Below are 14,774 nucleotides of genomic sequence, written 5' to 3' on the forward strand. Positions count from 1 at the left end.
CCAGTTTATCGTTATTAAAATAATTTCAACTCATATACAAGTTCTTCTTGGCGAGTGTCTTCAAACCACTCTTTTCCTAATAACGTAAACCCTAATTTTTCCATAATTCTTATGGATGCTTCGTTTTTTGGATCACATGAGGCTTGAATATATTTTACTTTTTTATGCCTTTTAGCTAATTTGATACAACCTGTGATAGCTTCTGTCGCATAGCCTTTATGCCAATACGATTTTCTGAAATGGGCAATTAATTCAATTCGTTTTACTGATGCATCAATATTAAATCCAGCCGCTCCAATAACTTCATTGTTTTTCTTATCTTTTAAACTATATACCGATAGGCCGTACTCTTTATGACAGTCTTCATACCATTTGACGATTTTAGGAATCTTAACGGAAGCAACTGCTCCTCCACTTCTGGCCATCACTTCCTGATTGCCCCAAATTTCATTCATTTGCTTAATATACTCTTTTTTAAATACAAAGAATGACATTCGTTTCGTTTCATATATGTGCATATGACACCCCTCTTTCTATAACGAATGATAAGAAGAGCCAAAGAGTTGTATTGTTTCCTCGTTCTTCAAAAAAGGTTGTAATGTGATATGAACGGGACGGTTCTTATTGGCGTATTTTTTGTTATATGCTGCAAACTCAAAGGATACGTCTGCAATCATAACGTTTGTACCTTGTTGTTTTCCTTGAAACAACTCACGCCATTCTGCAGCTGTTTCTTCAGGTGACTCTACATTATACTTAATGCCCTTTATTTTTGTATGGATAAGTTGTTGATCTATCATACCTAATGATTTGAATTCTTCATATCTCGTATGGTCATCTTGTTCCCATTGAATAAAAAAAGGAAAAGGCACTTCTCGTTTTGCTTGCAAAAATAGCATCTTCCATCTAATCATTTGCCCATCTGCCCTCATCCGTTCTCCAGGAAAGATCGGATAGGTTTTATATCCCTTTTCATTCAATTCTTGCTTTAACGCTTCAATATTTTCTGTGCGAAAACATACTTGACCTAACCCTTCAAATGTAGATAAATCCTGCACAGCTTGTTGTACTAAAGGGTTATCTGATTGCGTAGCCTTCGCTTTATTTTCTATTGCTAAAAATTCTATATAAGATGAGTTTAAGTACAATAAACTATTATATGTTCCCCATTTTTCATGTCTACCACCCTGAACCGCTTTTATATTCATAACAGATAAATAATCGATAATCTCTTGCGGGTTTCGTTTAATAAAATGAACGATATGATCAAGTTGCATTGAAGGATACCCCTTTCATTAAAAGAAAATTCATCCAACTTTACCTTAGCTAAGATTAGTTTACCATAACTTTTCTACTTATCTATGAATGTTTTTCACGCAACTTTTACTTCTTAATTTAATTGTGTGTCCTTTATAAACATTTTACATTTCCTTAACAATTAAAATTTTTATACATTTCTCCTTTTCAAAACAGGGGATAATGTTTACAATAAATAAAAGAATATTCAATCCTTTACCTAGGAGGTATGTATCAAATGAAGATAATGAGTAATGAACAGTTGGTCGTCTCGTATCGTGATGCATTAAAGTCAGGTTCTGAAAAGGAATGGATTCGGATACTTAAAGATGAAATTCAAAAACGGGGATTAAAACCATTTAAAGAGTAAAGCATAAGGCGAGCAAATATTTGCTCGCCTTTTTATTTTTATCCTTTCGGTGACGCGGAAGATATCCATCTCATTTTAATTATCTTTGCTTTATTTCCTTAGTGGTTTGAATTTCATTATTTTGTAGTATCTGTTTATAGTCCATATCAGAAATAACACCTAGCTTTTTGAACAGTACGGAATATTTCAATATCCTATTTTTCCTTCCTCTCATAGTAATCACTCCTGCTTTTCTATCATAATATGCATTTTATCAATAAAGTTTCCTTCACGCAACATTTTTACATATCTAAAAATCTTTTTATCAAGTGCATATCCCTTACTATTTCCTATAGTGCTTGAAATTATGATTAATAGTGAAGAATACATGATCTTTTTTTAAATGCAACAATAAAAGGTGTGATTAGCATGTTGAAGAATGATATAGGAAAATGTGAATATTATTTGTTACCATCACCAATCTTGTTTTACTGCTAAAGGGCTGTGATTCTTCCTTTTGTGACAGGATCAAAGCTTTGATTTCTTCTCTTATAGAGGGATATTCCCCTTTTACAATACCCCTCGAGATTCAGATGAAGGCTTCAACCAAGGGTGACTTACAACAAAAAGCGAGGAAGTGAACAATAAATCGCTTCACTTCCTCGCTTTAAACCCTTTTGAGTATTAGTTTATTTTTTATTTTAAATTAAGCTTCAAATAATAAAGACTCAGGGTCTTCAATTAATTCTTTCACACGTTTAAGGAATGTTACTGCTTCTTTACCATCAACAATACGGTGGTCATAAGAAAGTGCAACATACATCATTGGGCGGTTTTCCATTCTTTCAGCATCAATAGCTACTGGACGAGTTTGGATAGAATGCATCCCTAGGATACCTACTTGTGGTCCATTAAGGATTGGTGTTGATAATAATGAACCAAACACACCACCATTAGTAATAGTAAATGTTCCACCTTGTAAGTCAGAAATAGCTAGTTTATTATCTCTTGCTTTTTTACCAAGGCCCATAATATCCTTTTCAATTTCTGCAAAGTTTTTACGGTCAGCATCTCTAACAACTGGAACTACTAAACCTTCATCTGTTGAAACAGCGATACCAATGTCATAGAATTTTTTAAGAACTAGTTGGTCGCCGTCAATTTCAGCGTTTAATAACGGGCTACGTTTAAGTGCTGCGACAACCGCTTTTGTGAAGAAAGACATAAACCCAAGTTTAACATCATTTTCTTCTTGGAATTTATCTTTACGTTTTTTACGTAAGTTCATTACATTTGTCATATCAATTTCATTGAATGTTGTTAACATAGCAGATGTTTGTTGAACTTCTACAAGTCTTTTCGCAATTGTTTGACGACGACGGCTCATACGGATGCGTTCTACTGGTTTTTCACTATTGGCATCAGTTGCTGCTGGCTTAGGAGCTGGCTTAGATGCAGCTTGTGGCTGCGCTGCTTGTGTCGCTTGATTTGGATCGTAGTTCGCAACATCTTGTGAACGTACTCTTCCCATAGGATCTGTTGTTGGAACTTCACTTAAATCGATTCCTTTTTCACGCGCCATTTTTCTAGCTGCCGGTGAAGCAATTGTGCGTTGTTTATTATCTTCCGCTGGTTTGGAATCAGCTGGTTTCGCTTCTTCTTTCACCTCTTGAGGTGCTTCCTCTTTTTTCTCTTCTGCTTTAGGAGCAGGAGCTTCTCCACCTTCACTTACAACTGCGATGGTATCCCCTACATTCACAGTGTCTCCTTCTTCTGCTTTTAATTCTGCAAGTACACCACTATATTCAGAAATGATTTCTACATTTACTTTGTCTGTTTCAAGCTCAACAACATAATCACCTTTATTGACTGTATCACCAGGTTGTTTTAGCCACTGAGCGACCGTACCTTCTGTAATTGATTCTGCTAATTCAGGAACTTTAATATCTGCCACAATAATTTCCTCCTTATTACTTACGTGTTAAAGATTCTTCAATAATTCTCTGCTGCTCTTTTTTATGCACGACTGGATCGCCTTCTGCTGTGCTTGAGCGGCGGCGTCTACCGATATAATTTACCTCTACTCCGTCAGGGGCAATATGTTTTAACCTTGGTTCAACAAAATTCCATGCGCCCATATTCTTCGGTTCCTCTTGCACCCAGATCATTTCTTCAAGATTTGGATAACGTTTTACTACTTCCGTAATGTCAGCAAATGGGAACGGATAAATCTCTTCTACACGTACAATATGGAACCACTCTTTATCTTCAATATCTTTTAATTTATCTTCTAAATCAATAGCCATTTTTCCTGATGTGAAAACAATTCTTTTCACTTGCTCTTTTTTCTCACCAAGGCCAGATTGCTCGAGAATCGAGTTAAACTGTCCTTCTGATAAATCTTTAGCAGTTGCAGCAACTGTAGGGTTACGTAAAAGACTCTTAGGTGACATTATGACCAATGGTCTTACTTCTTCCTGATTCAAAATCGCTGCTTGTCTTCTTAAAATATGGAAGTACTGTGCTGCTGAAGAAAGGTTAGCTACTGTCCAGTTGTTTTCAGCTGCCAGCTGCAGGAATCTTTCTAATCTTGCACTTGAATGCTCTGGACCTTGTCCTTCATATCCATGTGGAAGAAGCATTACTAGACCAGATTTTTGTCCCCATTTCGCGCGACCAGCAGAAATGAATTGATCAAACATAACTTGTGCAGAGTTCGCAAAGTCACCAAACTGTGCTTCCCAAAGAACTAAAGTTTCTGGAGCTGACACATTATAACCATATTCAAAGCCTAGAACAGCCATTTCTGACAACGGGCTATTATGAACAGCAAATGAAGCTTTAGCTGTTGAGATTTGATGTAAAGGTGAGAACGATTTACCTGTCACTTCATCATGTAACATGATATTTCTATGGGCAAATGTTCCACGCTCTGAATCTTGACCTGTAAGTCTTACCGGCGTACCATCTGAAATAATTGAAGCGAATGCTAATGTTTCAGCGTGACCCCAATCAATTTTCCCAACCTCTTCTAGTCCATTTTTACGACGTTGTAATATTTTACTTAGCTTTCTAAAGACTTTATATTCTTCCGGCCATTTTAGAAGTTCTTCATTCAATTGCTGTAAAGACTCTAATGGCACAGCAGTTTGAATGCTTGGTATACCATTTTCCACTGTCTCAGGTGGATTTAATTCAGTTGCATCTTCTTGTTTATCCGGCACTTTATCGTAAGCTTGCTGAAGTTTTTCAGCTACTTCCGAATGAATAGCAGTAACCTCTTCTTCTGATAAGTATTGATCTTTTTTTAATTTCTCACCATAAAGCTCTTTAATCGTTGGTCTTTTATGGATAATATTATACATCGCTGGGTTTGTGGTCATCGGCTCGTCCATTTCATTGTGACCAAAGCGGCGATACCCAATTAAGTCAATTAAGAAATCTTTATGGAATTTATCTCTATATTCAATAGCTAATTTAGCGGCATTGATGACTGCTTCGGGATCATCTGCATTTACATGCACGATTGGAACCTCATAGCCTTTGGCTAAATCACTTGCATATCTAGTCGATCTAGAATCATAAGATTCTGTTGTAAAGCCAATCGTGTTATTAGCAATAATATGGATGGAACCACCAGTATTATAGCCATTTAATTGACCAAGATTTAATGTTTCAGCGACAACACCTTGCCCTGGAAAAGCAGCGTCTCCGTGAATAATGATGGAAAGTGCTTCGTCGTAATTAACTTCTGGGAAACCATCAGTAGTACGTTTATCTTGAGCCGCTCTTGTATATCCTTCAACTACAGGACCAACGAACTCTAAATGGCTTGGGTTGTTCGCAAGTGTTAAGTTTGCAACTGTTGTATTTTCAGCCTTGATTTGTTTGTCTAATCCCAGATGGTATTTTACATCGCCTGTCCATCCATAGCTGATACCAATAGAACCTTCAGATGGGACAAGATCTTTGTTCGGCGCATGCTGAAATTCCGCGAATATCATCTCATAAGGCTTACCAAGTACATGAGCAAGCACATTTAAACGTCCGCGGTGTGCCATTCCAATATTTATTGTTTTTGTGCCATTCGCCACTGAACCTGATACAATTTCATCTAACATTGGTACCATCGTATCTAAACCTTCAATAGAGAAGCGTTTTTGACCGACGAAAGTACGGTGTAAGAATTTTTCAAACTCTTCTACTTCCGTTAATCTTTTGTACACTTTCGCTTTTTCAGGTTTTTGCAAGTTAAGTTTAAGGCTATTTGTTTCAACCTTGCGACGAAGCCAATCTTTTTCTTCTAAATTGTCAACATGAGTGAACTCAAATGCTAACGTATCCATATAAGCATTTTTTAAGTATTCAAATGCTTCTAATCCATCTCTTAACGGAATATTCGCATCTGTACATATAAGATGAGCTGGTATTGCACGTAAATCTGCTTCTGTTAATCCATAATTACTTAAATCAAAAATAGCAACATTCTTTTCTTCCCTATTAACTAGGGGATAAATATCAGCAGCTTTATGTCCGTTTGAACGAATAAAATCGGCAAGACGAATAGCTGATAAAGTTTTTTCAATTTGTGCTGGACTTACGCCAGTGCTTTCTGCTCCTAAACTTACAGGAGCTACCCCTGTTTGTTGCAATGGTGAACCATTAACCTCAAAATACTCTCTCATTTCTTGGTCAACTGATTCTGGATTTTCTAAATACATCTCATAAAGCTCGATTACATAGCCAAGGTTAGGACCATAAAAACTTTGTTCTAAAGGTCCGCTACCCTCTGAAGGCTTCTTCATGGAAAATTACCTCCACAACTCTTTTTTAAATATATTTGGATAATTTATTTCCGCCCCATATCCATTCTAGGATAGTAACAATATTATTTCGTATATTAAAATTCCGAATAATGTTAATTTCCAGAGGACGAAATGTTTCCTAAGCCATTTTACCACGTTAAAGGCGCATATACAAAGGGAAAAAAGAGAAAATCACGAAAATACAGCTAATATTTTTAGAAAAAATACTTATATTAAAAAAGTGAATTAATTTAATTCCTATATCACGCCTATTAGTGTAATAAATTGGAAAGATGAACTAACGTCTACAAGTTGATAATCATTCAACTTCTAAACCGTTTGCCTATTTAAGTATATATCAAAAGCCTTATTATTGGTAGAATTGTGCACTAAATATTCAAACTGAATAAAATACTACGAGAGAGGATGTGAACTTATGGATTTAGCTAGAGCGAGGGAACTACTAAAAAGTCAAAACGAATATGAAGTAACTTTCGATGGCGTAAATATCGTCATTGTCGATCTCTATGAATTAACTAAAATGGCAAGGGTGTGCGAAAGAAACAACGTAGATAAGAATCAAGTTGTTCCACTCGCACAATTAATAGAAGAAAATACAATACGTTAACGGTCCGTTTTTTTCGTTAAAATACGGACGATTTTCTCCGAATCTTTATCATATTCAATAAACACATAGAGCCCATATTCTATCTCCTGTTGACGCATCCAAAGTTTAAACTTTTCTATTTCTGTCTCATCCTTTACTTCTTTTCCAAGATGCTGATAATCAACAATATCTGCTGATGGGTATTTTTCCTTTGCGATCATCATCGCTTCTTTACCCCATTTCGCATAAGAAGGTGCATCATAAACGGCAAAGCTTGTTTGAGGGCTTGAAATAAATATATAGCTAAACAACACTATGACAATTGAGAGAAACACTCTTTTCTCCATTTTCTCCTCACCTCTTCACTTTTATTTTTTGATGGAAATATTTATAGTTTTACTATCTTTTCAATGTTTATTCTTTATGAAAGTTTTTTTGGGAAATGGGTTATATAATGAAAGAAAAATTCAAAGCAAAACTTGCTAGTGCAAAAGTAAATATCAATAGATAAAGAAAAGCGGGCAAGTTAATGGTTAAAACTTGCCCGCTTTTCTTTATCTATTGTTCCATTAACCCTTATATCGTAAATGTCAACATAGCCTTTAAAAAATATAAGAAAATGTTCATTATTATTTCATTTGATTAGTTTTAGATATGATTATTTTAATAAAAGTAATCGTACAACATCTAAAACAAAAAGTGGAAGACATAAAGGCCTATTTTGTTCTCTCAAGTAAATCATCTATTTCAATTATTTCTATTAAATGATGAATATCATCAGTCGGGTTATATACACCGTCTAAAAATTGATCAATATCAAATTTCTTTAACAAGATAACCCTCCTCTTTTTTCATCCGTTTCAAAACCATTCGAAGACTTCACACTTTTTTTGTGGGTACTGTTAGTCAAATACACAACATCATTTATATTAATATAATAAATAAAGAAGCAACCTTTAAAATTTATTGAACGATGCAATATTCATTTTTCAGTTTTTTCTTAAAATAGAGTATTTAAATAATATTATTTTTTCTTTTTACTTTCAGTTTCATGAACATTTTGTGACCAAATTCATCATTTGTTCATGAACATTTTGTGACACCTATCACATTCAATTGTTTTTAACCATTTATGATACTAACATAGGGTTACAGGCGTGATATTCACGTTCAAATAAAACAATAGATTTTTAGAAAGATAGAAAGGGGTACATCAATGAAATTGAAAAGGGCTCTTTTATTGGCTATAGTTGCCATTGCCGCTGTACTTGCTGGGTGTGAACCACTTACTGTTCTAAATCCTAAAGGTCCACAGGCCGAAGTCCAGGCTAACGATATTATGATGTCCATATGGTTAATGTCTGGTATTGTTATTGTAGTTTTTGCAATGCTTGCATATATGCTCATTAAATTTCGTTCATCTAAACAAGGAAAAGATTATGAACCACCTCACATCGAGGGAAATAAATGGGTGGAGGCAGTTTGTGTCGGAATACCTGTACTAATTGTTGCTTATCTATCATTTGTTTCTGTCCAAAGTAACTATAAAGTTGAAGCAACACCACCAGGGTATGAAGATAAGGAGCCATTAGTTGTATATGCATCATCATCTAACTGGAAATGGCACTTCAGCTATCCTGAAGAAGATATTGAAACAGTAAATTACTTATATATACCTACAGATCGAGCACTTGAATTTAAACTTTACTCATTCGGTCCAATTACCAGCTTCTGGATTCCACAACTTGGCGGACAGAAATATGCAATGGCCGATATGGTAACAACATTACATTTAGCTGCTGATCATCCTGGTGAATTCATGGGTAGAAATGCAAACTTCAGCGGAAAAGGTTTTGCTGAAAATACGTTTGATGTAACAGCAATGTCTCCAGTTGAATTTGAGGAATGGGTAGATGAAGTTCATCAAACAGCTGATCCAATTACTGAAGATAAATTTGAAGAGTTACTAGAGCCAGGTCACTTAGGTAAGATGACCTTTACTGGCACTCATTTAGAGTTTAGCCCAGCACCTGAAGGGCATGAACATCATCAATCAAATGATGAAGATTCAGAAGAAAATCATGAAAATCATGATGAGCACGAAGGTCACACTGACCACAGTAGCCATTAATTAGATGAAGTGTCTATTGACATCTTCTGAAAGGAGTATACAGGATGGAGTTCTTTGAACGTTTTGCCATACCACATCCAAGTCCAGCTATTTATGCTTCAATGGTAGCAATTGCAATTGTTTCTATTGCCATTGTAGTTGGGATAACATATTTTAAAAAATGGGGTTATTTATGGCGTGAATGGTTAACAACTGTTGACCATAAACGATTAGGTATTATGTATATTATTGCAGCGATCCTCATGCTATTCCGAGGAGGCGCTGACGCAATTATGATGCGTGCGCAATTATCAGCACCTGAGAACAAATTGCTTGATGCACAGCATTATAACGAGATATTCACTACACATGGTGTTGTTATGATTCTCTTCATGGCTATGCCATTTATTATCGGGTTTATGAACTTTGTTGTTCCACTGCAAATTGGGGCTCGCGATGTTGCGTTCCCACGTCTTAATGCACTTAGCTTCTGGTTATTCTTTGCCGGTGCAATGTTATTTAATATCTCTTTCGTTATCGGAGGATCACCAGATGCGGGTTGGACATCTTATTTCCCGTTAGCAGATAATGAATTTAGTACCTCTGTCGGTACGAACTATTATATGATTGCGATACAGATTGCCGGTCTAGGTACATTAGCAACAGGTATCAACTTTATGACGACAATCTTGAAAATGCGTGCTCCAGGCATGACATTAATGAAAATGCCAATGTTTACTTGGTCAGCATTAATTACGAACGTTATTATCGTATTTGCTTTCCCTGTATTAACAGTTGCGCTTGCAATGGGTACATTAGATCGTTTATTCGGTACACATTTCTTTGCATCAACAAATGGCGGTATGGATATGTTATGGGCCAACCTTTTCTGGGTTTGGGGACACCCTGAAGTATATATCTTAATCTTGCCTGCATTCGGTATTTACAGTGAGGTAATCTCTACTTTCGCTAGACGTAACCTATATGGTTATAAATCAATGGTTGCTTCAATGGTAATCATTTCACTATTATCATTCGTTGTATGGGTTCACCACTTCTTTACAATGGGTCAAGGCGCTTTCGTTAACAGTATTTTCTCTATTACAACGATGGCAATAGCAGTACCTACCGGTGTAAAAATATTCAACTGGTTGTTAACACTGTATAAAGGTAAAATCGTGATGACAACGCCAATGCTTTACTCAATGTTGTTTATCCCACTTTTCACACTTGGTGGTGTAACAGGGGTTATGCTTGGTATGTCAGCAGCTGACTATCAATACCATAATACAATGTTCTTAGTTGCTCACTTCCATATGGTAATCATTCCTGGGGTTGTGTTCGCAATGCTAGCTGCCCTTTATTACTACTGGCCAAAAATGTTCGGCTTCATGTTAAATGATCGTCTTGGTAAAATCGGCGCTTGGATTATTGCGATTGGTACATTAGTTGCCTTTATGCCAATGTTCATCTCTGGTTTAGATGGTCAAGCTAGACGTATGTACACTTATTCTGAAGCAAGTGGATTTGGTATTTGGAATATGATTTCTATGGTTGGCGCCCTTATGTTAGCAGCTGGATTTGCGTTAATCGTTTATAATATTTACTATAGTTTCCGTTATGCACCAAGAGATATTGGATCAGATCCTTGGGATGCACGTACACTTGAATGGGCTACACATACGCCAGTTCCTGAGTATAATTTTGCAACTATGCCTAAGATCGATTCCTATGAAACATTCTGGGATTCAAAGAAAAAAGGCACACCGTTATTCCCAGATAAAATTGAAAAGATTCACATGCCGAACAACAGTGGTATTCCATTCATTATGGGAATTATCTTCTTCATGTGGGGATTCTCGTTCGTCTTTGCAATGTGGATTCCGTTAATTATTTGTACACTAGGTATTTTCGCTTGTATGGCTTATCAATCATTTGAAAATGATCATGGAAGATATATTTCTATTGAAGAAATAGAAGAAACAGAAAAAGAATTGGGAGGTAAAAGATAATGAAGATTGATCACTCTCTCCCTCTTGAGTACAGTACTGATGAAAATCGCTTAAAGATTCTTGGCTTCTGGATTTTCCTCGGTGCGGAAGTTATGTTATTTGCAACATTATTTGCATCTTACTTTATTTTGTCAGGTGGTACAGGTGATGGCCCATCGGGTGCTGAAATTTTTGAAATCACACCTGTATTAATTGAAACACTCGTTCTATTAACAAGTAGTTTCACAATTGGCCTCATGGTTCACGCGATGAGACTTGGTCGCCAAAAAGCAATGATGGGATTCTTTATTGCAACAATCGTACTTGGGGCTATCTTCCTCGGTGTTGAAATTTATGAATTCGTTCATTATGTTCATGTTGGCGCAGGACTACAAACAAGTGCATTTAGTGCAATCCTATTAACCACTTTAGGAACACACGGCGCGCACGTAACTTTCGGGTTATTCTGGGGAACATGTATCCTAATTCAAGTAAAGAAATATGGCTTAACACCAAGAACAACGAATAAGTCATTTATCTTCTCTCTTTACTGGCACTTCCTAGACGTTGTTTGGATCTTCATCTTCAGCTTCGTCTATCTGAAAGGAATGATGTAATGATGAAAGAATTATTCCCGATGAAACAAGTGATGGGATTTATCTTTTCACTCGTGCTAACAGCTGTTGCCCTAATGGTTTACTTCTTTGATATGTCATTTGCAGTTGGAATGACAATCTTACTTGTAACTGCTTTTATTCAAGCAGGGCTACAATTAGTACTATTCATGCATGCTGGTGAATCAGAAGATAAAAACGCCATCTATATTACAATTTACTATGGTGTATTAATTGCAATCTTCACCATTCTTGGTTCCCTACTAACAATGGTTTGGACTTACCAAATTCAATAAATAAAAAAGGAGCGTCCTCTTTCGGGCGCTCCTACTTTGTTTTAATAGATGTTGCTGTTACTTTTGCTAATGTATCTAGTTTAGATTTTCTTCTACCTGTCTTTTCTAATACTTCCTCTGTAGCTACAAAAAAGACGCCCATTAAAAAGACAAAAATGGCTCCCATTACCGTACCAATACCAATACCAGTTAACGTACTGGAAACGTTTCCAAAGAATCCGATCGAAAAGATGATGATTCCGGCAATCAATAATGTACCTCCATAATACTTAACTGCTTTTAACATAGCTTTTGATGTATTCATTTCCATCATCCTCCTTTTCATCCATTATCCACCCTGTTCACAATTATGTCAATATTTTTTCGCGAATTTGACAAAATTATCTCTTTTTTCGGGTTGACTTTTCGATTAATTTGTTATTTTTTATTATATTATGCAAATAATTATAGTTTGATTTTACTTTTAGCCTTATTTTTGACAAAAATAACGGTTTCACCACTTATTTTCTTCACAAATTATGCATTATATTCCTATGTTAACAACGTTTTATACTAAAAATAGCTTTTCTCTCCCTTTATAATGGACATATATTTACATTACCAAAACATGTTTGATATTAATTTTTTTGGGGGTTATAAATTTGTCACATAAAATAAAACGTGCAACTCTCATTCTTATATCACTGTTATTTATGTTAGCTATTTTTATCACCTATTATTTGATGAATAAACCAACCACTCATACAATCCCCTTCTCTCAATTAGAAGCCAATATACAAAATTATTCCCAAGCTGACATTGAAATGAAGGAATATAAAAACGGAAAAATAGAAGTGGTAATAGACGAGAAAAAATTTATTTCTCATATCACACCTAATAGTGATAAAGTTGAAAACCTTGTCGCTACTTATCCAATAGAATATAAATATTCTGCGACTAACTCATATAGTATATGGATTATTATTGCTTTCTTATCATTATTAATTGCAACAGTTATTTATTTGTTTAAATCAGGAAAAATGGGTGCAACCAATCAACTAAAACAATCTGTATCTAAAGCGAAACCGCTCCCCTCGACAACATTAAATGATGTTGGAGGCTTGCAACCAGAAATGAAGGATGAATTATTACAAACCATATCATCCTTAAAGTCGCCAGCTAAAGCAGTAGAATTAGGGATTAAGCCTCCTAAAGGGATTCTTCTTTATGGCCCTCCTGGCACTGGTAAAACATTGCTTGCACAAGCAATAGCTAAGGAATTAAATGCGCAATTTTACTCTTCAAGTGGTTCTGCTTTTAATGAAATGTTTGTTGGTATTGGTGCTGCAAGGGTACGTTCACTTTTTCAAAATGCCCGCAAGAATCAACCTGCTGTTATTTTTATTGACGAGGTAGATGCTTTAGCAGGCAAAAGAAAGCCTCATGGCGGGGAAGAAAGTGAAAAAACATTAACGGAATTACTCGTTCAATTAGATGGTGGGCTATCAAATGATGGTATTTTATTTATTGCAGCAACGAACAGAAAAGATATGCTAGATGATGCCTTTCTTCGACCAGGCAGAATTGACTTCAGCTTTCATATTCAGTTACCTGATTTGAAAGGAAGAAAAGAAATCATTGATATTCATGCAAAAAATCGACAACTTGCCAGTGATGTCTCAGCTTCACTTACTGTTTTAGCTGAATCAACATCCGGTTTTTCTGGAGCTGATCTCCATTCTCTGTTTGAAACAGCAAGTAGAAAAGCAATACTCAATAATCATAAAGAAATTACAAAAGATGATCTCAATTTTGCATTGGACCGAACTATACTAGGAAATAGCAGCCTACCTTTACAAGATGTAAATATTAAGCGAAGAGTAGCCATCCATGAAGCGGGCCATGCCCTCATTGCAGCTGTGACAAAACCGGGTTCAGTTAGAAAAGCGACCATTATTCCTCGTGGCCAAGCATTGGGTTATGTTGCACCTATTCAAAAAGAACTCCATTTATCTACTTTTAGCGAACTGCTTGATCAAGTGGCAATGATTTTAGGTGGAGGAGTAGCAGAAAGACAACTATTAGGAGAGCATAGTATCGGTGTTAGCGGGGATGTCCAACAAGCAAAGCAACTATTAGAACAGATGGTTGAAAACGGTCTCTTAGAAGATGGATTCACCCTTTCTTTTGAATCAAAGCGTAAAGACGAATTATTACAATCACTTTATTATCAAGCATTAAAACGAGCAGAGTCCTTACTACTCGAACATAGTAAGGCACATGCAGACATTGTTCACGCCCTCATGTCTTATGAAACATTAGATGGAGATGTAATTGAACAATTAGTACGAAACAAATGAAAATGCCAACACATATAAATGAACACTTTCAACCGCCTGTTGAAAGTGTTCATTTTTTAGTTCTCTCCTCAACGATTCTATTATTCGACAAAATGAAGCAGGAATATCCAACTAAATGTATAATGTTTATATATGAATATATAACCATGTTAGGAATGATGCTTTTGTATGAATTCATCACAAATATTATACTGCATTTTTTGATTTTAATGATTATACCAATAACAAAAATAATTGTCCCTTCTAAATATCATCCTAAAAAGAAAGTTGGCATTTTTTTTGTTTCTATTTTACTTTCCTTAACCTTAACTATTCTTTTTCCAGTGCATCTTTCTAACCATACTGTTTTTGATTTAATGTACATACC

Annotated in this window: 13 protein-coding genes; 7 read left to right on the forward strand and 6 right to left on the reverse strand. The window is 35.6% G+C overall.

What is annotated here, in order from left to right; all coding sequences use genetic code 11:
* Positions 1-14: 14 nt before the first annotated feature.
* A complete protein-coding gene (locus MKX67_RS12625; RefSeq protein ID WP_095373132.1) occupies positions 15-518 on the reverse strand; it encodes a GNAT family N-acetyltransferase in 504 nt (167 codons plus the stop codon).
* 15 nt (positions 519-533) lie between these two features.
* Positions 534-1,277, reverse strand: a complete 744-nt coding sequence (locus MKX67_RS12630) for a VOC family protein (RefSeq protein WP_340975175.1) — start codon at positions 1,275-1,277, stop codon at positions 534-536.
* Positions 1,278-1,534: 257 nt separating this feature from the next.
* Between MKX67_RS12630 and sda the strand changes: the two genes are divergently transcribed.
* Complete coding sequence (gene sda / locus MKX67_RS12635) at positions 1,535-1,666, forward strand: sporulation histidine kinase inhibitor Sda (RefSeq protein WP_095373130.1); 132 nt, start codon at positions 1,535-1,537, stop codon at positions 1,664-1,666.
* Positions 1,667-2,351: 685 nt separating this feature from the next.
* Here the strand turns inward: sda and odhB are convergent.
* Both odhB and MKX67_RS12645 read right to left on the reverse strand, forming a co-directional pair.
* Positions 2,352-3,599 carry a 2-oxoglutarate dehydrogenase complex dihydrolipoyllysine-residue succinyltransferase gene (odhB, locus tag MKX67_RS12640; protein WP_095373129.1) on the reverse strand — a complete coding sequence of 416 codons (1,248 nt, stop codon included), beginning with the start codon at positions 3,597-3,599 and terminating at the stop codon, positions 2,352-2,354.
* Between the two features lie 16 nt (positions 3,600-3,615).
* Entirely contained in the window at positions 3,616-6,450 is a 2,835-nt protein-coding gene (locus MKX67_RS12645; RefSeq protein WP_342488269.1) for a 2-oxoglutarate dehydrogenase E1 component, read from the reverse strand.
* A 436-nt stretch (positions 6,451-6,886) separates the two neighbouring features.
* Here MKX67_RS12645 and MKX67_RS12650 point away from each other — a divergent pair, with 436 nt between their 5' ends.
* Positions 6,887-7,078, forward strand: a complete 192-nt coding sequence (locus MKX67_RS12650) for a small, acid-soluble spore protein, H family (RefSeq protein ID WP_095373127.1) — start codon at positions 6,887-6,889, stop codon at positions 7,076-7,078.
* Here MKX67_RS12650 and MKX67_RS12655 read toward each other — a convergent pair.
* Positions 7,075-7,404, reverse strand: coding sequence for a DUF3889 domain-containing protein (locus MKX67_RS12655; protein ID WP_095373126.1), 330 nt, complete (start codon positions 7,402-7,404; stop codon positions 7,075-7,077). The genes MKX67_RS12650 and MKX67_RS12655 overlap by 4 nt on opposite strands.
* 869 nt (positions 7,405-8,273) lie before the next feature.
* Between MKX67_RS12655 and qoxA the strand changes: the two genes are divergently transcribed.
* From qoxA to qoxD, 4 genes are read left to right on the forward strand one after another with little or no spacing between them, the layout of a single operon-like run.
* The gene (gene qoxA / locus MKX67_RS12660) at positions 8,274-9,188 is read left to right on the forward strand and encodes a cytochrome aa3 quinol oxidase subunit II (protein WP_341094233.1); all 915 of its coding nucleotides are present in this window, start codon (positions 8,274-8,276) and stop codon (positions 9,186-9,188) included.
* Between the two features lie 44 nt (positions 9,189-9,232).
* Positions 9,233-11,179: a cytochrome aa3 quinol oxidase subunit I gene (gene qoxB / locus MKX67_RS12665; protein ID WP_307313633.1), complete on the forward strand. Its 1,947-nt coding sequence runs from the start codon at positions 9,233-9,235 to the stop codon at positions 11,177-11,179.
* Positions 11,179-11,775: a cytochrome aa3 quinol oxidase subunit III gene (qoxC, locus tag MKX67_RS12670; RefSeq protein ID WP_095373124.1), complete on the forward strand. Its 597-nt coding sequence runs from the start codon at positions 11,179-11,181 to the stop codon at positions 11,773-11,775. Before qoxB ends, qoxC begins: the two co-directional genes overlap by 1 nt.
* A 2-nt stretch (positions 11,776-11,777) precedes the next feature.
* The gene (gene qoxD, locus MKX67_RS12675; RefSeq protein WP_095373680.1) at positions 11,778-12,068 is read left to right on the forward strand and encodes a cytochrome aa3 quinol oxidase subunit IV; all 291 of its coding nucleotides are present in this window, start codon (positions 11,778-11,780) and stop codon (positions 12,066-12,068) included.
* 31 nt (positions 12,069-12,099) lie between these two features.
* On the opposite strand, the gene MKX67_RS12680 is transcribed toward qoxD, so the two are convergent.
* Entirely contained in the window at positions 12,100-12,372 is a 273-nt protein-coding gene (locus tag MKX67_RS12680) for a hypothetical protein (RefSeq protein WP_095373123.1), read from the reverse strand.
* Between the two features lie 337 nt (positions 12,373-12,709).
* Between MKX67_RS12680 and MKX67_RS12685 the strand changes: the two genes are divergently transcribed.
* Positions 12,710-14,407 carry an AAA family ATPase gene (locus MKX67_RS12685; RefSeq protein WP_342488270.1) on the forward strand — a complete coding sequence of 566 codons (1,698 nt, stop codon included), beginning with the start codon at positions 12,710-12,712 and terminating at the stop codon, positions 14,405-14,407.
* Positions 14,408-14,774 lie beyond the last annotated feature (367 nt).

The sequence above is a fragment of the Cytobacillus sp. FSL W7-1323 genome (genome assembly GCF_038595015.1).
GTDB lineage: Bacteria > Bacillota > Bacilli > Bacillales > Cytobacillaceae > Cytobacillus > Cytobacillus kochii.